Origin of the sequence: Streptomyces sp. AC558_RSS880 (assembly GCF_019049255.1) — a bacterium.
In the GTDB taxonomy this organism is placed as follows: domain Bacteria; phylum Actinomycetota; class Actinomycetes; order Streptomycetales; family Streptomycetaceae; genus Streptomyces.
Window position 1 is genome coordinate 1 of record NZ_JAGMUJ010000013.1, and the last position, 21,342, is coordinate 21,342.

Annotated in this window: 16 protein-coding genes; all 16 read right to left on the reverse strand. The window is 74.8% G+C overall.

Annotated features, from left to right (window positions below; translation table 11 throughout):
* Nucleotides 1-944 precede the first annotated feature (944 nt).
* The 16 genes from KUM38_RS04795 to KUM38_RS04870 all read right to left on the reverse strand — a co-directional run bounded on the left by KUM38_RS04795 (nt 945) and on the right by KUM38_RS04870 (nt 21,220).
* On the reverse strand, nt 945-1,508 hold the full coding sequence (locus KUM38_RS04795) for a phage tail protein (RefSeq protein WP_217128015.1): 564 nt from the start codon (nt 1,506-1,508) through the stop codon (nt 945-947).
* The gene (locus tag KUM38_RS04800) at nt 1,505-3,466 is read right to left on the reverse strand and encodes a putative baseplate assembly protein (protein ID WP_217128016.1); all 1,962 of its coding nucleotides are present in this window, start codon (nt 3,464-3,466) and stop codon (nt 1,505-1,507) included. The genes KUM38_RS04795 and KUM38_RS04800 overlap by 4 nt, the downstream gene beginning before the upstream one ends.
* Nucleotides 3,466-3,888 carry a GPW/gp25 family protein gene (locus KUM38_RS04805; RefSeq protein WP_217128017.1) on the reverse strand — a complete coding sequence of 141 codons (423 nt, stop codon included), beginning with the start codon at nt 3,886-3,888 and terminating at the stop codon, nt 3,466-3,468. Before KUM38_RS04805 ends, KUM38_RS04800 begins: the two co-directional genes overlap by 1 nt.
* Complete coding sequence (locus tag KUM38_RS04810; RefSeq protein WP_217128018.1) at nt 3,885-4,205, reverse strand: PAAR domain-containing protein; 321 nt, start codon at nt 4,203-4,205, stop codon at nt 3,885-3,887. Before KUM38_RS04810 ends, KUM38_RS04805 begins: the two co-directional genes overlap by 4 nt.
* 67 nt (nt 4,206-4,272) lie before the next feature.
* Nucleotides 4,273-6,102, reverse strand: coding sequence for a VgrG-related protein (locus KUM38_RS04815; RefSeq protein ID WP_308408900.1), 1,830 nt, complete (start codon nt 6,100-6,102; stop codon nt 4,273-4,275).
* Entirely contained in the window at nt 6,099-6,821 is a 723-nt protein-coding gene (locus KUM38_RS04820) for a LysM peptidoglycan-binding domain-containing protein (RefSeq protein WP_217128019.1), read from the reverse strand. The genes KUM38_RS04815 and KUM38_RS04820 overlap by 4 nt, the downstream gene beginning before the upstream one ends.
* A gap of 57 nt (nt 6,822-6,878) precedes the next feature.
* Nucleotides 6,879-7,304 carry a phage tail protein gene (locus KUM38_RS04825; RefSeq protein WP_217128020.1) on the reverse strand — a complete coding sequence of 142 codons (426 nt, stop codon included), beginning with the start codon at nt 7,302-7,304 and terminating at the stop codon, nt 6,879-6,881.
* A 29-nt stretch (nt 7,305-7,333) separates the two neighbouring features.
* Nucleotides 7,334-10,564, reverse strand: coding sequence for a hypothetical protein (locus KUM38_RS04830; protein ID WP_217128021.1), 3,231 nt, complete (start codon nt 10,562-10,564; stop codon nt 7,334-7,336).
* Between the two features lie 4 nt (nt 10,565-10,568).
* The gene (locus tag KUM38_RS04835) at nt 10,569-10,727 is read right to left on the reverse strand and encodes a DUF6760 family protein (RefSeq protein WP_217128022.1); all 159 of its coding nucleotides are present in this window, start codon (nt 10,725-10,727) and stop codon (nt 10,569-10,571) included.
* The gene (locus tag KUM38_RS04840; RefSeq protein WP_217128023.1) at nt 10,724-11,221 is read right to left on the reverse strand and encodes a zinc-ribbon domain-containing protein; all 498 of its coding nucleotides are present in this window, start codon (nt 11,219-11,221) and stop codon (nt 10,724-10,726) included. The genes KUM38_RS04835 and KUM38_RS04840 overlap by 4 nt, the downstream gene beginning before the upstream one ends.
* Nucleotides 11,218-11,658, reverse strand: a complete 441-nt coding sequence (locus tag KUM38_RS04845; RefSeq protein ID WP_217128024.1) for a phage tail protein — start codon at nt 11,656-11,658, stop codon at nt 11,218-11,220. Before KUM38_RS04845 ends, KUM38_RS04840 begins: the two co-directional genes overlap by 4 nt.
* Before the next feature lie 35 nt (nt 11,659-11,693).
* Nucleotides 11,694-13,256: a phage tail sheath family protein gene (locus KUM38_RS04850; protein ID WP_217128025.1), complete on the reverse strand. Its 1,563-nt coding sequence runs from the start codon at nt 13,254-13,256 to the stop codon at nt 11,694-11,696.
* Nucleotides 13,257-13,517: 261 nt separating this feature from the next.
* A complete protein-coding gene (locus tag KUM38_RS04855; RefSeq protein ID WP_217128026.1) occupies nt 13,518-14,924 on the reverse strand; it encodes a DUF4157 domain-containing protein in 1,407 nt (468 codons plus the stop codon).
* Between the two features lie 145 nt (nt 14,925-15,069).
* Nucleotides 15,070-17,127, reverse strand: coding sequence for an ATP-binding protein (locus KUM38_RS04860; RefSeq protein ID WP_308408909.1), 2,058 nt, complete (start codon nt 17,125-17,127; stop codon nt 15,070-15,072).
* Between the two features lie 110 nt (nt 17,128-17,237).
* Nucleotides 17,238-17,945 (reverse strand): DUF4255 domain-containing protein, encoded by a 708-nt coding sequence (locus KUM38_RS04865; RefSeq protein ID WP_217128027.1) that lies wholly within the window; start codon nt 17,943-17,945, stop codon nt 17,238-17,240.
* On the reverse strand, nt 17,942-21,220 hold the full coding sequence (locus KUM38_RS04870) for a DUF11 domain-containing protein (protein WP_217128028.1): 3,279 nt from the start codon (nt 21,218-21,220) through the stop codon (nt 17,942-17,944). Before KUM38_RS04870 ends, KUM38_RS04865 begins: the two co-directional genes overlap by 4 nt.
* Between the last annotated feature and the right edge of the window lie 122 nt (nt 21,221-21,342).

Sequence of the window (21,342 nt, forward strand, 5' to 3'; positions counted from 1 at the left end):
GCGGGGGGCCGGGGAGCGGTCGGGGAAACGGGGGGAGCGGCTGCCGCGGGGGGTGACGAGGAGGCCGCGGGCGCCTCCGGCGAGGGGGCCGCGGGCACCTCGCCGGGCACGGGAGCCGGGGAGCCGGTGCGGGAAGCGCCGGGCGCGGAGGGGGGCGGAGGGCTTGCGGTCACCGGGTGGGCGGGGGCGGTGCCGTGGCCCTCGGCGGTGCCGGGCCCTTGATCGGTGCCGGGCCTGTCGTCGGTACCGGTTCTGTCGTCGGCGTCGGGCCTGTCGTCGGCGTCTGACCTGTCATCGGCGTCGGCACGGGAGGCCGCGGTATCCGTGGCCGGGCTTTCCGGGGCAGCCGCGGCCAAGAGGTCCGCAGGGGCGGCCGGGATGTCCGGGACGCTCGCCTCGTCAAGCACACGGCCCGTGAGCCGGGAGCGCAGCGACGCTCCGAGGGCACGCGCAGCCGACAGGGGCCCGCCCTCCGAGAGGGCTGCCGCGGACGCCTCCGGCGAGGTGACGTCCGGGAGGGCCGGGGGCGCCGGGACGGCCGGGGGGTCCATGGACGCGGGGAGTGCGGGGAGCGCCGGGACGGCCGCTGAGAGGTCGGTGGGGGCCGGGTCCGCCTCGGGCTCCGCGGCAGTCGGACGAGCGGTCGGACGGCCCGGACCCGCCGGGGCAGCCGGCCGCCCCGGGGCAGCCGAGGACTCCGGGCCCGCCGGAGGTGCCGAGCCGGCCGGAGGGTCCGCAGGCACCGAGCCGGCCGGAGGGTCCGCAGGCTCCGTGGCCGCCGGAGCCGCCGGAGCCGCCGACGCCGGTGCCGTCGGTGCCGTCGGTGTCGTGGCGCGGCTCGTCGCGGGCGGTGTGTCCGACCAGCCCAAGTACGTGCCGCAGTTGCCGCAGAAGTCGTCCGCGGGGCCGTTGGACGCCCCGCACGCGGGACATGCGCGCATGCGTCAGCTCCCTTCCTCGGCGGGCGGGCCGGACAGGACCTCCACCCGGAACGCCGTGTGCACCGGACACATGGCCCGGACGATCTCGTGGACCCTGTCCACGTCCACCGGTGTGCCGCCGGCCGGCCAGACCCGGACCAGCGCCTCGGCGGCCGGTTCCGGCGGCAGGCCGGATCCGGCGGTGCGCGACCACACCGCACCGCCGTCGCCGGTCACGTCGGCGTGCACGCCGAGCGCGAGCCGCAGGGCCTCGACCAGCCCTCGCCGGGTGCCGCGCCACCGGTGCAGCTCCACCGCGCGGACGACGGCCTCGCGGCGCCGCTCCACCGGCCACTGCGGGTCGTCCCCGGCACCCACCCAGGACGCCAGCCAGACCAGGAAGTCGACCGGTGTCACCCGGGGGTCGAGATAGGCGGGCAGGTTGTCGAGGGTCGAGAACACCGGGGCGAGGACGGTGTCGAGCCCGGCGGTGAACCGCTGCGCGAAGTCGTCGTCGGCGTACAGCGCGGGCAGTTGACCGCCGATCGGGTACCTGCTCGGCAGACCGGGTATCGCGGCCCGGCTCATCCCCGGCCCTCCGCCCCGACCGCCGTCACGACCACCTGGTGCTGGTACGAGAAGACCAGCGCGCCCGCGGACAGGTCGATGCGGTCCGTGGGGGCGCCGCGGCGGCCGGTGACGGGGTCGGCGGGGAACAGCCGGATCTCCTCGACCAGCGCGTTGCCGGTGGCGCGTTGCAGGACGCCGAAGATCTCGCCGTACTGGACGGGCCGCCCGAAGGGCCAGCCGGTGCCGTCCGGGCCGCCGACGAGCGGGTTGAGGTGGCCGAAGAGCGCGTCGAGCGCGGCGTCGCGGACCCGGTCGGTGTCGCCGGGGGCCGCCGAGAGCCGGGCCACCACGGTGACGCCCTGGTAGACCGGCGGCTCCACCACGAGCCGGGTGCCGATCAGCCGCCGTTCGTCGAGGCTCGCGGTGATCGCCGCGAGCACCTGGTCCGAGGGGATCAGCTGCTCGAAGCGCAGCCGGTCGTCGCCCTCGTCGGCCACCGCGTCCGGCACCACCAGGACCCGTACCGCGCCCGGCGCGTCCGCGGCCGGCAGACAGCGCACCCGGCGCACCGAGGGCGCGGCCTGACGGCTGATGATCTCGTAGTCCTCGGCGGTCACCGCGCGGTCCTGCATGCGCAGTGCCTCCGGCGCGCGCCGCCTGGCGTTCTCGACGGTCTCCCCGGCCACCCCGCCGCGCGCCGCCTCCCGGTTGACGACCTGGGCGATGTACGGCACGGAGCTGAGCAGCACGGAGATCGCGCCGCGGGCCACGTTGCCCGCGGGGCCGCCGCCGGTGCGGTAGCGGGCCACCCGTATCCGCGCGCCCTTCGGCGGCACCGCGCCGCACTGCCGCAGCGTGCCGTCGGGTTCGCGCAGCGCCGGGGGGAAGAGGAACTCGCCGGTGGTGGCGTCCACCCGGACGTGCCGGTCGGCGGGCCCGGAGCGGCCGAAGTGCTCCACCACCTCCCAGCGCTGCCACCCCTCGTCGGAGGAGACCTCCACCACGGGCGGCCCGGCGTCCAGGAGGACCGGCGGGCGGCCGAGCCGGAAGGTCTGTCCGGCGACCCCCTCCGAGGTGCCGAGCGGCACGTCGGTCACGGTCTCGGCGTGCTCGACGGACATGGTGCCGCCGACGGTGAACACCGCCGCCTCGCGCACCGTCGGGGACTCCGAGTAGAACGGCTGGCCCGGCTCCGCCTCGGTGACCCGGCAGCGCAGCCAGCCGGCCCGGGTGCCGCCGATCACCGACGCCGTGTGCCCGGCCGGCACGTACACGATGACCTCGCCGGGCCGGTTCAGGCCGCCGGTGGTGTCGTCGCCGGTCTCGCACGGCTGCCAGCCGCCGCCGTCCCAGGCCTCCCACACCAGCGGGGGCTGGCGCGGGTCCACGCCGATGCCCTCGACGCGGCTGTCCAGGCGCACCGCGACGATGCAGCGCGGCACCGCCGTCGGCAGGCCGAACAGCAGCGCGTCGCCGGGCTCGGGCCTCGTCTGGAAGCAGGGGATGTCGAGGCCGTCGGCGAGCATGCCGGTCCGGTCGCTCTGCTCGCCCGTCTTCGGCGCGGTGACCAGGCGGATCAACTCGCTCGGCAGGATGCGCAGTTCGTCGGTGGTGGTGAAGACCACGGGCTCGTCGGACTCGCCGCGCGCGGTGGTCACCTCGGTGCCCGGGGGCAGCGCGACCGTGTCGGGCTGCGGCGCCGAGAGCCAGAAGTCGACGTCGGCGCCGGCCGCGGTCGGCGGGAACAGCTGGATGCCCAACAGGTCCAGGAACGCGGTGTAGTTCTTGTCCGGGACCCGGTTCAGCCGGTACAGCAGCTGGTCCACGAGGTAGGCGAACGTCTCGATCAGGGTGACGCCCGGGTCGGAGACGTTGTGGTCGGTCCACTCCGGGGCACGCTGCTGCACGTACCGCTTGGCCTCGTCGACGAGTTGCTGGAACCGCCGGTCGTCCAGGTTCGGGGAGGGCAGGGCCATCAGTCCGCGCCCGCTTCCTCGGCCCCCTCCTCGGAGGGGATCGTGTAGAAGGGAAAGACCAGGTTGCGCCGGTCGTTGGTGGATCGCAGGGTGTAGTGCACGTCGATGTAGAGGGTGCCGTCCTCGACCGCGTCGAAGGCGACCACCACGTCGTCCACCGCGATCCGCGGCTCCCACCGCTCCAGGGCCTCGCGCACCTGCTGCGCGATGCGTCCGGCGGTGGCGCCGTCGCCGGGGGCGAAGACGTAGTCGTGGATGCCGCAGCCGAACTCCGGGCGCATGGGGCGCTCGCCGGGCGCGGTGCCGAGCACCAGCCGGATCGCCTCCTCGATCTCCCGTTCCCGTTCGACCAGGGCGATCCCGCCGGTGGGCCCGACCCGCAGCGGGAACCCCCAGCCGCGGCCGACGAACCGTTCGCTCACACCACACCGCCGATCACGACGTTCAGGGCGCCGGGCAGGACCGTCGCGCCGCACGCCGTCCGGTCGCGTACCCGCGCGGCCGGCAGCCCGCCGATGAGGACCTGTCCCGAGGTGATCCCGGCCGGGTTGGGCAGGATCACGTTGGCGGGCCCCATGACCGCGTGCTGGGGCATCACACAGACGTGCAGGCTGCCCACGACGGCGGCGGGGCGGCCGCCGATCAGGACGGTCGCCACCGCCCGCGCGGCGGCGGGTGGCGGGGTGGTGATCCGGCCGCCGTGGTCGGTGGGGTCACCGGTACGGGCTGCGGCTGGCATGCGGTGCTCCTTGGAGGATGTCGGGGTCGGCGGACGAGGGACGGGGGACGGGGGACGGGGGACGGGGTCAGTTGATCCGGATGAGCTTGGCCTTGAGGACGCCGAGCAGACCGCCGTCGACGGTGACGCCCGAGCTTCCGGTGACGTTCACGTTGCGGCCGCCGATCTTCACGTCGACCCGGCCCTGGATGTCCACGTTGCGGCCGGACACGCTCACGTCCCCCCGTCCCGCGTCCAGGGTGATGCCCTTCTTGTCGAGCACGACGGAGCTGAGGGGCTGCCGGGCCCCGCCCTTGCCGGAGTACACCGTCAGCTCGATCCGGTCCCGGCGGTCGTCGAGGAACACCTCCATGTGCTCGTCGGCGGTCATCAGCCGCACCCCCGAGCGGCCGGGCGCCCGCGCGTCCAGCAGCTCCACCCGGTGCCCCGAACGCGACACGACGGAACGGCGGTTGACCTTCCCGGTGGTCTTGTCAATCAGCGGCACGTCGTGCGGCGAGGGCTTGTCCACGCCGTTGTAGAGCCCTCCGATGACGTACGGGCTGTCCAGCAGGCCCTGTTCGAAGCCGACCAGGACCTCGTCGTTGACCTCGGGGCTCACCACTCCCCCGCCGCCCTTGCCGCCCCACTGCACGGTGCGCACCCAGTCGGTGACGTACGTGTCGTCCAGCCAGGGGAACTTGAGCTTCACGGCGCCGTTCTCGGCACCGCCGGGCTCGCGCACGTCGGTCACCACGCCGATCGCGAGACCGGGGATGCGCGGGCCGCGGGAGGGCGCGTTGGCGCCGGTGACCAGGCCGGTCAGGGAGCGGTCCGGGCTGGCGCTCACCCACACCGTCGTACGGTATCCGCCGTTCGGTTCGAGGACGTGCTGCACCGCCGTCGCCGTGTACTTGCCGGTGAAGGCCTGCCCCACGTTGCCGAGCGCCACGGGCTTGCCCGCCCGCAGTTTCGGGTTGCCCTCGGCCAGCACCTCCAGCTCGCCGAACCCCGCGCTCACCTGATCCGCCACCGCGTCCGCGACCGCCTTCGTCTCGGCCTGGGTGCGGTACGGGGTGTCGGTGACCGTCAGCTTCGCCTTGCCGAACCGGGCGGCGAGCGCCGGGCTCAGTCCCGGCACCACCGCGTCGCTGTCCACCGAGGGCCGGGCGGCCACCAGCGGCCGCTTCGTGGTGACGTCCCAGCCGCGCACCTCCACCTGCTGCGCCCCGTCCGCGGCCGACAGGGAGGCCCGCAGCGCCAGCAGGTTCCGCCCGTACTCCAGCACCATCGGGTTCCGGGTGGCCGACGTGGACGGCGAGGGCGCGCCGGAGGCCTTCTCCGGCTTGGTGAACTGGAGCAGGCCCTTGTCGTCGACGCGCACCTGCGCGCCGCTCTCGGCGGCCAGGAACTGGAGGAAGTCCCAGTCGGACACGTTCGCCTGCGACAGCTGCTTGTAGGTGACCGGCGCGGCCTGCACGGTGCCGCAGGTCAGGCCCGCCCCGGCGGCCACCTTGCGGACGATGGCCGCCGCCGTCATGTTCCGGTACGCCACCACCTTCCGGCCGCGCTGGAGGCGGTGCGCCTTGGAGTAGGCGCGCACCACCGTGAACGAGCCGGTGCGGTCCCGGTCCAGCTCCAGGGCCGTCACCTCGCCGCTGAACAGCCGCTCGCGCGCCTGCCCGGACACCGTCTCCACCGACACCTTCAGCGGGGTGCCGATGGTGATGCCGGTCTTCTGGAGGAACTCGTGGTCGGGATCGCGGAAGGTGAGCACCGCCGCGTCCGGCAGGCCCACGTTCTCGTCCACCACGCAGCTCACCAGCTGGGCGGCCCAGATCTGCGGGAGTTCGCCGGGCGTCTCCACGATCGGGTCCGCCGCGAAGGACCGGCCGCCCCGTTCCACGGCAGTGCTCACTGCTCCTCCTCACCGTCCGCGTCCCGCAGCCCCGGCACCACCAGTTCGGTGCCGGGCACGAGGGCCATCGGATCGTCGATCCCGTTCGCCTCCGCGATGACCCGCCAGGCCGTCGCGTCGCCGTACTCCCGCCAGGCCAGCAGGGCCAGGCTGTCGCCCGCCACGACGGTGTGCGTGCTGCGGGCGGTGCGGGCGCCGGAGGTCGGGTTCTGGCCCGCCGGGTCGACGCTCGCCTCCTCGATCGACAGCTGGCAGGTGGCCCGCAGCGGCTTCCCGTCCACGTCGAACAGCGTGTACGACACCGACAGGCTGGAGAGCACCCCGTCGAACGAGGTCGTGCGCGCGGTGCCCCACTCGAACCGCACCCACGGACTGGCCGGCTTCTTGCGGCTGATGCTCGCCGGGGTCGGCACGCACCCCTTCATCAGCTTCTCCACCGCCTGCTCCACCGAGTTGTCGTGCTTGGCGGTGGCGTCCAGGAACACTTCGAGGCTCAGCGTGCGCGGGCCGCTGCCGACGAACTCGGGCAGCGCCGACTGCCCCGCCATCCGGGACGGGGTGCGCCGCCACTCGGTGGTCTTCTGCAACTGCAGGGTGGAGGGGTTGAACTGGAGGTTCAGCTGCGCGATCGTCCCGCCCGGCTTCGCTCCGACGGAGGCCGGGGGCTCCTTCAGCGTCAGCTGGGCCCTGGCCCGACTGGAGCGGAACACTGTGGACATGCCGGGACTTCCTTTCCGGGGCGGGTGCGGGTGGGGCGGGCGGTCGGCGGGGCCGGGTCAGGAGGGGCGCAGCCCCTCGTAGGCGATCTCCAGGGTCTCCACCGCGGCCTGCGAGTCGTTGGGGTCGAAGGACGGGCCCTGCCAGCGCACCGGCACGATCCCGAACACCTGCCAGCTGATGATCCGGCTGAGGTTCGGCCTCAGCGCCACGATCTCGCCGTCCTTGGGCTGCACCCGCTTCAGCGTCTCGTCCAGCCAGCGGCCGATCTTCGCCGTGTCGGCGGTGACCGGCCGGGTGAGTGTGATGTTCGACCAGGTCACGCGGCCGGGCAGCTGCCAGGAGAAGCCGTTGTTGCCGCCCTCCGCATAGCTCTCGATCTCCACCTCGGCGCCCATGCCGGAGCAGGTGTTGAAGGCGCCCAGGTCGTTGCCGCCGATCGTGAGCTGGAAGAACACGCTGCTCGCGAAGATGTTGTCCGTCATCAGTCCGTCATCCGTTCCGTGCCGTGCCCTCAGCGGCGTCCGTCGTAGGGGCGGCCCGTACGTTCCCGGCCGCGCCGCAGTTCGGCACGGAGCAGGCGGGCCAGCGGGTCGATCAGGCGGCGCGCCAGGTCGTCCAGGTCGGCACCGGGGTTCTGCGGGGAATCGGCCGACCGGTTCGCGCCCCTGCCGTGGCCCTCGGGAACCGCGAGGTCGCCGGCGGCGGAGACCGACGACGAACGGGCGCGTTCCGAGCCCGACTTGGCCGGTACGGCCTTGACCGGTACGCCCTTGGCCACGGCGAGGTCACCGGCGGGGGAGGCGTCGCGCTGGACCGGGGTCGTCGCGCGGCCGGTTCCGCCGCCTGCCGCCGGCCTTGGCGTCACGGTCCTCGGGCGGACCACGGGGACGGGTCCCACCGGCGCCGGTGCCGTCGTGGCCGACGGGCCGTGGGCGAGGGGTGCCGTCTGGAGGGCGGTCACGGGGAGGGACCGCGCCGGTGCGGGGGCGGCCGCCGTACCGGGCGCCGTGCGGGGCGGCTCGGGCTTGACGACGGGGACGCGCCGGCCGGCACCGGTGCCCCGAGGGCCGGTACCGGTGCTCCGAGGGCCGGTACCGGTGCTCCGAGGGCCGACCGGTCCGCCGGCCCGTACCGCAGGGTCGGGTCGCCGCACACCCGGGTCCTGCGGCCGGTGCGTCGTCACGGCCCGCTGGACGTGCGGCGGGGTCGCCGGGGAACCCGGGGACGGGGCAGGCGCCGGGCGCGTGGGCGCGCCGGTGGGCGCTGCGGGGCCGGCGCCGGAGGCGGCCGGGGCCGTGGTCCAGCGCGCGGCCACGACGGGACGGCCGCCGCCGGTGCGGGACGCGGCCGCCGGTGCCGCGCCTTCGGGGGCCCGGGTGTTGAGGCTGAGCGGGCGGGCGGGGAGCAGCGCGAGGGTGCGGGGGCGAGGGGTGGCGCGGGGAGTGGTTGTGGCGGCGGGCCGGGCCGCCGCGGTGCTCCTGGCCGCGGGACGGGTGGCCCCCGGGCCACTGGCCGTAGACCCTGCGCCGGCCGTGGAGCCTGCGCTTGCCGTGCTCCCGGCCGTGGTGCGGGCGCCCGTGGGGGTCGCGCCTGCGGCAGGGCTCATGGCACGGGCGACGACGGGACCCGGGCCCGGTCCGGCCGACGCCGCCGACGCCGACGTGGGGCGTACGGCGTTCCCGGCCGGGCCTTCCGGTGCCGGACCCGGGGACGCGGCGGCCGGAGCCGGCGTCACCAGCGGCGTGGCCGGCCCGCTGCCGTGAGAACCCGCGGGACCGGGTGACGGGGTGCTCGGCGTGTTCGGCGTGCTCGGTGTGGCGGAGTGATCCGTGAGGCTGCGCTGGACACCGACGGTCCCCAGCAGCGGGGCGTCCGCCGCGCCCCCTCCCCGTGCCGGGGACGTCTCCGCGGGCGTCCGGGCGCCGGACGTCGTACGGGGGGCCCGGGCGCCGGACGCGGTGGCGCCGGGAAGGTCGGCGCTGAGGGGCAGCGCGGGCAGGGGCGCGCCCAGACCGCCGCGGGCGCGGGCACCGGATCGCCGGGGAACGGGACTCGGGTCCGAGGCAGGGCTGTCGGGGCCGGTGCTCGGGGCTGTCCCCCGCACACCGCCGGCGGACGAGGTGCCGGCCGTGTCCTCGGCCTGGCGCTGGACGACGGGAAGCGTGGGGCCGGAAGCGGGCCCCGTGGCGGGTACGGCGGGAGCGTCCTTCGCCAACGGTGTCGCCGTGTGCGGCAGTTCGGTGAGCGGGGCGCCCAGTGGCGGCCGGCCGCCCGCGCGTTGGACGGGGGCGGCCGAGGGTGCCTGCGGACCGGCCGGTGCGGTCGGGGCGGGGGCGGCCGAGCCGGATGGGTCGGAGGTCGTGGCGTCGCCCGGCGCAGGGGCGGTGGCAGTGGCGGTGGCGGTGGCGGTGGCGGGGCGCAGGGCGGGTACACGGCGTACGGGCACGGCCACGCGGCGGGCGACGGTCAGCCGGGGCCCCACCGGCCGCGGCCGGGCGACCGGGCGGGACGCCTCGGCATCGGGGGCCCGGGACGCCTCCGGTCGGCCGCCGCTCCGTTCGGGCGACGCCCCCGTGACGGTGCGCTGTACGGACGGCCCGGACGCGGACCCGGGGTTCGCACCGTGCCCCCCGGAGGGTGTCCGCGAGGAAGAGGAGGAGGCGCCGGAAGCGGGCCGGGCACCGGCTCCCCCGGCGGACGCACCGGGGACCACGGAGACACGGCGTACGAGCGGAATCGGCGGAGTGGTCGACGGGCGGCCGCCGGAATCGGAGGGGGCCACGACCGGGGTGCTGCCCGGTGTCACGGCCCGCTGCACAGCGGGAGCCGACGAGGAGAGCACGGCGGGGGACGTCGTGGACGTGATGCCGCGGGTCCGCGGGGCGCCGCCCGGCCTCCCCGTACCGGAACCGCTGTCGGTGCCGTCGGCGGAACGGGCCACCACGGTCTCCGCCCCGGAACCCGTGCCCGCCGCCCGCGCACCGCCTGAGCCGCCGTGGGACGTCCCCGGACCGGAGGATGCCGGGCCGGACGGCTTGGGACCGGAGACCCCGGAACCGGAAGACGCCGAACCCGAGGACGCCGAACCCGAAGACCCGGAACCCGAGGACGTCGACCCCGAAGACACCGAACCTGAGGACCCAGAGCCCGAAGACCCGGAACCCGATGACGCCGAACCGGACGAGCGCGTCCGGCGCGCGACCGGCGTGGCCGACGCCGCGCCGTCCGCACGCGCCGTGCCCGCACGCGCCGTATCCGAACGCACCGCGTCCGGCCGCACCGCGTCCGGCGCACCGCCCTGCGGGCCGTCCCCCTCCGTCCGTACCGCACGGAGCAGCAGTGGCCCCCCGCCGGTGCCGGTGGCCTGCGGGGCGGCCGGACGCGTGACCCCCCGCACCAGGCCGGTCGGGGCGTCGGGCAGCAGGGCGTGGCCGAGGCCGCTGTCGAAGGACGGGTTCTGCCAGGCGGCGAGACCCGAGCGGAAGGAGAGGCCGTCACTCACGCCCAGCGGGGCGCGGGAGACGGTGAGTTGTGGCGCGGCGGTGCGGCGCCAGCCGCCGTCCCAGTCGGCGGGCACGGCGGGACCGGAACCACCGGGCACGGCGGGACCCGGGCCGTCGCCGGGCACGGCAGCGGCCGGGACGCCGTTCGCGCCCCGGTCCACGCCCGCGCCGGACGCGCCGGACCGGCCGCCCGCCGACGGCCCCGCGGCCCGGCGGCGCAGCCTGTCCCGCCATGCCATGTGTTCAACCGCCTTCGTTCATGCGGGTGTTGATACGGGCGATCTCGGCCACCCACTGCTGGCGTTCGCCGTGGGTCAGGTCGAGGATCTCCTCGCGCTGCCAGTGGAAGTGGTAGGCGACGTACGCGATCTCCTCCCGGAGCCGGGGAAGCGCGTACGTCACGATTCCCCCAGGCGCCCACCCGAGAGGTCGACCTCGAAGCCGCCCTCGCAGTGCGGACAGGTCACCGCCGCGCGGGTGTGGCCCTCGCTGTTGATGCGGCGGTAGAAGTCCTGGAGGAAGGCGACGTCGGTGGCGTACATCCGCTCCACGACCCCGGCGTGCACATCGGTGATCGAGCCGAGCTGGGTGATCACCTGGCTCAGCAGCACCACGCTCAGGTACGCCGGGTTCTCCTTGACCCGCAGATCGATCTGGGGCCGCAGTTCGTCGCGGGCGGTGGCCAGGCGCATCGTGCCGTGCCGGTGCACCGTGCCCTCGTCGTCCACGTAGCCGCGCGGCAGCTCGAACTCGAACTCGGTGCGCAGTCCGTGGTCCTCCCGGCGCGGCGGGGCGGCGGCGGCCGGGGTGGCCGCCGCCTGCTCCGACGCCTGGGCGGGCGCCGTCGCCTGGAGGAGCTCCTCCAGGTTGCCCGCCGTGACCGTACGACGCCTCATTCGACGACGATCTCCTCGAACACGATCGTGACGGACTCGGTGGCCGGGGAGGACTCGCCCGCCTTCAGGGACGGGCCCTCCCACTTGGAGGCCCAGCCCTGCAGCAGCTGGATCCGGCGGACCGTGGTGCCCTCGGTGTCCTTGATCTCGATCGTGAGGTTCTGGCGCGCGGAGTTGACGGCCCCGTTGTTCAGGGTCTCCTTGATCCAGTTGGTGAACTCGCTGCTCTGGTCGAGTCCCCGGGTGATCGTGATCTCGCCGGCCTGCCGGGCACCCGGCTGCTTGCGGATGATCTGCTTGCCCTCCGAGGTCACCTGCTTGACCTCGACGACATCCTCCTCGACGGTGAACCCGCTGATCTCCTGGATCGATTCGACCAGGTACCCGCCGAGCTGCACGCCGAAGACGTGGGTGGAAAGAGCGTCGCCCGTTGCCATGTCTGTCTGTCAACCTTCCCTTGCGGACCCGCGGGTCACTCGTCGATGAGGCTGGTGGTGTCGGAGAACTGGGCCAGCCGGAACACCACGAACTCCGCGGGCTTGACCGGCGCGACGCCGATCTCGCAGACGACCCGGCCCTGGTCGATGGACTCCTGCGGGTTGTTGTCGCGGTCGCACTTCACGTAGAACGCCTCGGCGGCGGTCCGGCCGAACAGCGCGCCCCGGCGCCACTCCTCCTGGAGGAACGCGGTGACGTTGCGCCGGATGCTCGACCACAGGCGGTCGTCGTTCGGCTCGAACACCACCCACTGGGTGCCGAGCAGGATGGACTCTTCGAGGTAGTTGAACAGACGGCGCACGTTCAGGTAGCGCCAGGCCGGGTCGGAGGAGAGGGTGCGGGCGCCCCAGATCCGGATGCCGCGGCCGGGGAAGGCCCGGATGCAGTTCACGCCGATCGGGTTGAGCAGGTCCTGCTCGCCCTTGCTGAGCCGCAGCTCCAGGTCGACCGCGCCGCGGATCACCTCGTTGGCGGGCGCCTTGTGCACACCGCGCTCGGCGTCGCTGCGCGCCCACACACCGGCGACGTGACCGCTCGGCGGGACGGTGGTGTTGCGTCCGAGGGCCGGGTCGAAGACCCGCACCCACGGGTAGTACAGGGTGGCGTAGCGGGAGTCGTAGCCCGCCTCGTCGTTGCGCCAGGTGCGCACCTGCTGGGCGGACATCCCGGGCGGGGCGTCGAGCACGGCCACCCGGTCGCCCATCTGCTCGCAGTGCGAGATGACGGCGAGCTGCACGGTGCGCACGCCCTCGGCGTCGATGTCACCGCGCTGGTAGGCGCCCATCAGGTCCGGCACCGCGACCATGGTGATCTCGTCGATGGTCTCCAGGCCGCCGAACCCGGTGCGGGCCGCCGCGTCGCCGACGTACTCGGCGGGGTCGATGCGGGCCGGCTCGCCGGAGCCGTTCACGGCCGGCGCGCCCGGGGCGTCGGGGACCGCCACGGTCTGCGCGGCGGGCTTGGTCTGGCCGGCGCCGCGCTGCTCGGTGACCTCGATCAGCTCGGAGGCGCGGGCCTGGGTGACCAGGTATCCCTTGACGTTCTTGCGGGTGGAGGCCTCGTAGGTCTCCACCACCTGGTCGCCGCGGCGGACCAGGACCTTGAAGCGGTCCTCCGGCGGGTTCTCGCCGTCCGCGTCGGCGATCTCCACCGACACCCCGGTCACGCCCGGCCTGGCCGCGATCAGGAAGCCGCCGAGCTCCACCGGCTGCACGGCCCTGCCGACCCCGCGCGGCCGGCCGTTGCCCGCCGCCGGGGCGGAGGTGTCCTCGGCGGACCCGCCGATGCGCACCACGTACGCGGCGCCGCCGCCGTTGGCGAAGTACCCGTAGACCGCGTGGGCCAGATAGGTGCCCTCGGTGAAGCCGCCGAACAGCTGGGAGTACTGGTCCCAGCTGGTGACCAGCGTCGGCGCGTGGAACGGGCCCTTCTCGGCGAAGCCGACGAACGCGGCGACGGCCGTGCCGACCCCTTCGATCGGCCGGGCACCGGACTGCACCTCCTCCACGTACACGCCCGGGGTGAGGTACGTCGGCATGCTCGCTCCTTAACGTCCTTGCGGTCACCTGTGTCCAGGCCGAGTCTGCGCGGCGCACCGGGCGGGGCGGCAGGGACGTGTGGACCTGCCCGGGGGCAAGACGTCTGCCTTTCCGGGCGCCCCCCGCTGACCGTCCGGACGTCACCCGCCCCTGCCCCCGCACTGCCCGTACGGGCCTGGACGCCCCGTCGGACCGCACGGGCATCCGGATGAGGAGCTGCCGCGATGTGTGCGACGGGACGGCACGGCACGGCACGGTCATCAGGACTCGGCAGGCTCCCTCCTCCTCACGTTCGTCAGGTCGACCGTCCACGACTTGTCGCCTGCGGCCCGGGCGCTGATCGGCGCCGGGGTGTCCGGGTTGTCGGGGTCGAAGACCGAGGTCAGGGTGTGCTTGACGATCGGGCTGGTCCAGGCGGGCATCTCGGGGTTCCAGGTCCCCGTGTTCTCCGCCACCTTCCAGCGGAAGCTCACGCTGTAGGACTTCAGCCAGTATCCGGCGCTCATCTTCGCAAACGTGCTGAAGCCCGGGTCGTCGTTGAAGGTGATGGCGTTCTGCCCGTCCATGATGACCGAGTTGGTGTAGCGCGGCCTGTACGGGCCGTCCTGCTCCCAGTCCCGGGAGGACCGCTCCTCGCGGCGGCCGTCCTTGGTGGGGATGATCTGCACGTTCTTGTCGGTGACCTCCTGCCAGAAGTGGTAGTTGGTGGAGACGCGCTGGGGCGCGTTGTCCGGGTTGTGCAGCGTGGCGGCCTGGGTGAATCCGATGTCCTGGTCGGCGTCGAGCCGTTGGGTCGCCGGTCCCGTGTAGGAGGAGGTGAACGTCAGGGTCGGATGGTCGAGATCGGGCGGTGGCTTCATGCTTGCCCGCGTGTTGCGGCGCTGCGGCGGCGGGCTGCTCCCCTTCAGGTCGGCGGCGGTGCTGTCCCGCTTCTTGGGCGCCCGCTGCACGGCGTCGGCGGACGCGGGGGCCGCGGCGCCGTGCTCCGCCGCGGACGCCCGCGCCGGGGCGAGCGGTGTCGCGAGGGCGCGGGTCGCGTTCGCCTCCGCCTCCCGTTCGAACCGGTCCGACGGGTCGGAGATCTTCAGCCCGTTGCCGTGATCGGTTCCGGCGACCGGACCCTTGCGCTGCTGGATGACATGGGTGAGCTCGTGGGCCAGGGTGTGCCGGTCCGTCCCGCCCTCGCCGACGACGACATGGCTGCCGGAGGTGTAGGCGCGGGCGCCGATCTCGGTGGCGGAGGCGCGGGCCGCCGCGCCGGTGTGCAGCCGCACGTCCGAGAAGTCCGCGCCGAGGCGGGCCTCCATCTCGGTCCGCACCGGTTCGTCCAGCGGCCGTCCGGCGGAGCGCAGGACGGCGTGCACCGACGAGCGCTGCACCGCGGGCTGCCCGGCCTGCCGGTCCGGGTGGGCGCCGGAGCAGTCCCCGTGGGCGTGCCGCTCCTCCTCGACCATGCGGGCCACGGCCGCGTTGCCCACCGTGCGCTGCAGACCGACCAGGGCCGTGGGGCTCGGCGCGTTCGCACCGGGACGGAACCCCGGTGCGGCCGTGGCGGTACTGCCGCCGGGCCTGCGCCGCTCGGACTCCTCGGGCTTCTTGGGGGAGTGCACCGTTGCCGGCTCCTTCCGCTCGTGGTCGGCGTGTTCAGCGGCGCGGAGGCCGCCCATCGCCCGGTCGGCTCACGGTTCGACCCTAACGGCGGCGTCGTCCGGGAACGGTGCCGTACGGGGGCACGGACGCTGTCCGCGGGGACGGAGTTCGCTGCCCGCTCGGGCGGGCTCCCCGCGGGACGCGGCACTCCCGGGCACCCGCTCAGGCGCCGGTGGCCTCCGCCAAGTACGGCCCGAACTCGCTCTCCAGGACCAGGCGTCCGAGTTTGCGGTACTCCTGCGCTATCGCGGTCACCGTCTGCCGCATGGTGAGCGGTTCGCCGGACTCCGCGGCGAGGTAGGCCGCGGTGACCGCGCAGGCCCGGATCGAGCCGCCGGCCAGTTCGAAGCGGTCCGCGCAGAAGGCGAGGTCGAGGTCGTCGGCCCGGGGCAGCCGGTCGCCCAGGCACCGCTCCCACAGGGCGAGGCGCTGGCCGGTGTCCGGCATCGGGAAGTCCGCCACCACGTCCAGGCGACGGGTGAACGCCTCGTCCAGGTTGGCCCGCAGGTTGGTGGTCAGCACCGCGATCCCGTCGAACGACTCCATGCGCTGGAGCAGGTACGCCGACTCGATGTTGGCGTGCCGGTCGTGCGCGTCCTTCACCTCCGAGCGCTTGCCGAAGATCGCGTCGGCCTCGTCGAAGAGCAGCACCGCGTTGACCGCCGACGCCTCGGTGAAGATGCGCTCCAGGTTCTTCTCGGTCTCCCCGATGTACTTGTCCACCACCGTGGACAGGTCCACCACGTACAGGTCCATGCCCAGGTCCGCGGCGACGACCTCCGCGGACATGGTCTTGCCGGTGCCGGACTCGCCGGCGAACAGCGCGATGACGCCGCGCCCCCGGCCGCCGCCGGGCCGCATCCCCCACTGCCCGAGCACCTGCTCGCGGTGGCGGGCGCGCAGCGCCAGTTCCCGCAGCCGCCGGTGGGTGGTGGGCGGCAGCACCAGGTCGTCCCAGCCGACGCCCGGCTCCAGCCGCCGGGCGAGCCGGTCCAGTCCCGCACCGTTCTGGGCGCGTACGGCGACGCGCAGGTCGTCCGGCCCGACGGGACGGCCGTCGAGGGCGGCCGTGCGCACCGCCGCGTCGGCGGCCCGGCGCAACTGTCCGGCGTCCAGCCGGTGCGCGGCGACGGCTTGCGCGAGCTCCTCGACGTCACCGACCGGAACGGCGTCGGCGGAGGCACCGCCGAGGTCCCCGGCCGCGCCGGCTGCCCGGGTGAGCGCGTGCCGCCAGCGGGCGGCCTGGCGTTCGGGTGAGGGGGCCGGGACGGTCAGGACGACGGGGGTGTCGGCCGCCCAGACCGGGTCCCAGCCCGTCGTGCCGTGCGTGAACAGGGGGATGCCCCGCAGTCCGGCGCAGAGCGCGCTGAGCGTGCGGGCCCGTTCGGCGGGTTCGCCGGGCAGTGCCGCCAGCGGGCCGAGCACCACACCGGCGCCGGTCAGGCGGGCTTCGAGGGCGATCACCCGGGCCAGCGCCGGCACGTCGGCCGGGCGCCGGGCGAGCGCCGCCGTGTCCAGGACGAGCGGGCGCAGGCCGGCCAGGCGCAGGGCCGCGGTGGCCAGTCCCTCGGCGTCGCCGCCCCGGCTGCGCAGATGGACGAGGCCGACCCCGGTCCCGGCCGCGGCCGCCGCCCGGTGGACCTCGGCGGTCTCGGCGGTGGGGTCCTCCCGGACCTCGTCGAGCACACCGGTGAGCCGGGCGTCGGGCCGTGTGTCGCCCAGGAGGTGGCCGGTGACCCGGTCGGGGACCACCAGGGCGCGGGAGAGCGGGGGCCGTTCCGGTTCGGTGACCTCCACCAGACCGCCCTCGATCAGCGGGGCCCCGGGGGCGAGGCGGAACCGGGCGGGCGACGCGCCGCCGAGCCCGCACAGCTCCAGCGCGAGTCCGACCGTGGGCCGACGGCGTGTCAGGTCGTCGTTGAGGTAGCCGTAGAGCCGCTCGAACCGTGCGTCCAGATCGGGCGCCAGGGCGACCAGCAGCAGGTCCAGGTCGAGCGGCGACAGCCCGAACCGCCGGGCGAGCGTGCCGAGGACGGAGCGGTCCGGCGGCTGCCAGGGTTCCCGCGCGGGCATGTCGAGCCCGCCCGGCTCGTCCAGGATCCGCGCCACCGCCTCCGGTGTGAGGTACTGGCCGCGGTAGGGGTCGTCGGGATCCGGATCGGCGTCCCGCCGCACCGCCACGGCCTCCCGCACCCGCCTCTCGACCGCCCCGAGCCGCACCCAGAGGGCGTCGGGACCGGCGAAGGGGGCATCGGCGTCACCGTCCCGGCCGGTTCCGCCGTCCCCTCCCCCGACGTGGTCGTCGTCGAGCGCGGGTTCCACGGTGTGTGTCACGGCTGGCGGTCTCCCTTGCGGCGGCGTCGGGCCGGGGCCGGCGGGCGTTCGCGCGGGCCGGTGAAGCCGTCCGGGCCCGGGTCGCTCGCCTCCGTGTAGCGCAGCCGGCGTCCCGGGCTCGCCTCCGCGCCCTCGCGCGCGGCGGCGGAGCGCACGACGAGGCCCTCGGTGACCGGCGGCGCGACGGCTTTGGTCACTCCGGCGAGCGGTGCCCGTACCTGGACCCCGAGGGACGCCTTCAGCTCCCCGCCGAGCGCCGACCACACGTCGGCGGCGGCCGGGGCGTCCATCCCGGTCCCGGCGGTGTCCAGGCCCACGGTCAGGCCGAGTTCGGCGAGCGAGCCGGTGAGCAGCCCCGAGGGCAGCACGTCGTGGGCCACCAGGGTGCCGAGCACCTGGGACAGCAGCCGGTGCTCGTCCTGCGGACGGCTCGCCCACGCCGTGACGAGGTACGTCAGCTGGAACCAGCGCGGCGGGGAGCGCCGGGCGACGAGGTGTCCGTCCTCGTCGTACACCTCCCCGGCGCCGGTGCCGCGCCGCAGGGCGTCCTCCCGGATGTCGTACAGGAAGACGCAGACGGTCGGGGCGCTGCGCCGCGCCGCCCAGTCCCGGGTGGGGGCGTCGAAGACCACGTCGACGCCCGACGCCTCAAGCCCGCTCCCGGCGAGCAGCCGGCGCAGCCCCTCGTCGACCTCGTGGATCACCGGCGGGTCACCTCGTCCGGCGGCTGCACGCTGCCGCTGACGACCAGGAAGTCGGTCTTCACCGGGGAGAATCCGGGGCCGCTGGCCGTGATGACGCGCGGTCCGGTCTGGTCCTTGGCGAGGATGAGCAGCTGGCCGGTGAACGTGCCGTTCGCCAGCGGGACGGTCGGCGCCGCCGCCGCGGTGATCCCCGGCTTCCACTTGAACCGCACCGGCGCTCCCGGCGGGAAGTCCTTGCCGCGCACGGAGGTGACGAAGCCGGGCTTGCCGATCTCCGGCACCGCGACGATGCGCGGCTGGAGGACGCGCAGCCGCTGCCGGGCGGTGTTGTCGTTCTTGTCGGCGTCCGTGCCGGTGGTGGTGAGCACGCCGGTGACCTGGCCGGTCATCGCCTTGTCCGGGCTGAGCACGACCCGTACGACAGTGCTCGCGCCCGGCGTGAGGTCGGGCAGCGCGCACACCCAGCTCCGGTCGCAGCCGGCCGGGCGCCCGCTGTTGGGCAGGCCGGCGGGCAGGCCGATGCGCAGCCGCAGTCCGGTGGCGAGCGCGTTGCGGCCGTTGCGGACGGTGTACGTCACCACGACGCGCCCGCCGACGTAGCCGGGGTTCGGCTGGGCGGTGACCCGCACCCCGGGACCGGCCTCGGGCTCCTCCGGCTCCGGAGGCACCGTGGGAGTCGGCGTCGGGGTCGGGGTCGCGGGCGGCGTGGGAGTCGGGGGCGCGGGCGGTGTGGGCGTCGGAGTCGGCGTAGGTGTGGGCGTGGGCGTCGGCGTGGCCTCGGCCACCGGCACCACGGTCCGGCCCGCGTTGTCGCTGGGCTGCGGGTCGATGACCGTACCGGTGACCAGCCAGTCGACCGGCGCGTCGCCGGGGACGACTCCGGTGAGCGTGACGTCCACCGGGACGGTGCTGCCGGGCTCCACCACGTCGAGGTCGCACTGGAGGGAGGCCGCGTCGCAGGGGTCGCCGGACCAACTGATCCGGGTGACCTGCACGCCGGCCGGCGGGGCGATGGTCAGACGGGTGCCGGGGGAGGCGGCGGGGCCGTTGTTGACCACCTCGACGGTGACCGTGGTGGTGTCGCCGACGGTGACCCGCGGGGCGGTGCCGGGTACCCGGACGGCGAGGTCCACGGACTGCTGGACGGCGGGTTCCTTCTGCCGGCCCGCGAGGTCGCCGGTGAGCGCGGTGATGTCACCGGAGGCGATGTCGAGGAGGTTCAGCTTCTCGGGGCTGTTGACCGCGACCGCGGCGCGGGAGCTGAACACGAGCCCCTTGCCGTCGGCGGTCCAGGCGGCGTCGCGGGGCTGGTGCGGGCCGGTGACCGAGGTGTCCGGCAGCTCCCGGCCGCAGGCGCCGGGCAGGCCGCGGGCGGCGGTCGGCAGCAGGACCCGGCAGGTGTCGCCGGTCAGGGAGGTCAGCAGGATGCCGTTCTCCTCATCGATCAGGCCGGCGCCGTTCTTGCGGTTGAAGGCGATGCCGCGGCCGTCCGGGGAGAACGCAGGGCTGTCGTCGATGACCTCGCAGTCGTCCGGGCAGTTCTCCTTGCTCAGGTCGTCCTGCTGGGACAGGCCGTCCTGCTGGGACAGGTCGTCCACCGACACGGTCCACACGTGCTTGTTGCCGCCGACCCCGTTGATCTCCTCGGCGCGGGTGAAGGCCAGGGTGGTGCCGTCGGGGGACCAGGTGGGCTGGGCGTCCCGGCCGGTGAGCTCTCCGTCCGGCGGGACGACCTTGCCGATGATCTCGCCGCTGGCGACGTCCGCGATGAGGATGTGGCTGTCTCCGCCGACGCCGCCGGGCGAGGTCCGGGTGAAGGCGAGGTACTTGCCGTCCGGGGAGAACGCCGGGTCGGTGTCCCAGTCCGTGTCGGCGCGTCCCTCGAGCTCCATGGGCGCCGGGTTGGAGCCGTCGGCGTCCACCGTCCAGATCCGCTGGATCCGTTGGCCGGCGGCGTTGGTCTCGAAGCGGGTGACGACGATCCGGCGGCCGTCGGGCGTGTAGCTCTGCCGTTCGGTCCACGGGTCGTAGCCGGACCCGGGATCGAACAGCGGGTCCTTGGCGGCGTCGATGTTGGTGTCGGCCTCCGGATCCTCGTTGAGGATCGTCAGCCCCAGGTCGCGGGGGTCGGAGCCGTCCGCCCGGGCGTCCTGGAGCGTCACCACGTGCGGGCCGGCCGCGGAGGTGCGCTCGACCACCGCTTTGCCGCCGTCGAGGGGGCCGAGCCAGGTGGGCGAGAGGACGTCCCGGTTCTCGTTGAGCACCAGCGAGGGGACCCGGTCGGAGTGGGCGGTGGACCGGAACACGTGGTCCCAGTCGCCCTCGCACTCACAGGTGGTCTCGGGGCTGAGGAACACCAGACCGTCCCCGTCGGGCAGCCACGCTGCCCCGTGGGCACGCCAGCCGGCCCTCGCGCCCCCGAACAGCGGCTCGTCGACCGTCCCGTTCGTGGGCGGCTCGTCGACCGTCCGGTTCGTGATCCGCAACCGGCGCACGGACTTCCCGTCCTCGGTCGTGGTGACGGTGTACGCGATCCAGTCGCGGTTGACGTCGTCGTCGACCGGGTTCCACGCCGGTTCGGAGGCGGTGCCGTTCGCGGGGTCGGTGATCCGGGTGGCGATGCCGTCGTACAGGTCCCGTACGTAGATCTGCCGGCCGGCCGACGAGTCGACGTCGGAGGCGTACGCGATGCGCTTCCCGTCGGGGGAGACCGTCGGGTCCTCCTCGTCGGCGTTCGGGGTGTTGGTCAGCGGGGTCAGACCGGTGCCGACGGTGCCGTCGGTGCGCACCAGCCACAGGTCGCGCTGCGTCCCGCCGCCCGCGGCGGGCTCGGCCGCGTCGAACACCACGAACCGCCCGTCGAACGTCAGTTGGGGGTGCGCCGCGTCCATGCCGGTGGTGAGCCGCCGTACCGAACCGTCGGCGGCCCGCAGGTAGATCTGCGGGTTCTTCTCGTCGCGGCGGCTGGCGAAGACCAATTGGTCGCCGAGGGCGGACGGCTGCACGTCGTAGTGGGCCGGACCCTCGTCGGAGGAGGCCGGATCCTCGTCGGGCAGTGCGGTGCTGGAGGTGGTGGTGGTGGCCTGGCCGAGACTGCGGTGCCCGGTACCGGCGTACGCGATCCGGGTCTGGGCGGCGTCCGCCGCGGCCGTCGCCTGCGGCTCGGCGCTGCCCGGACCGGCCGCCGCCGTCACCCCGAGGAGGGGGATGACCAGCAGCAGCGACATGCCGAGTCTCCCCAGGCGGTACCGCCCGCCGGAGCCAGCGGTTTCCATCACGGTCCCCTTCGCAGTCTGGTGCGGCATCTGGATGTGCCCTCGCCACCGTGCACCGGCCGCGCGCACGGCGGCAGGGCGGTGGGGCCGCATCCGGGGGAAGCACGGGGTGTGCTTTCGGG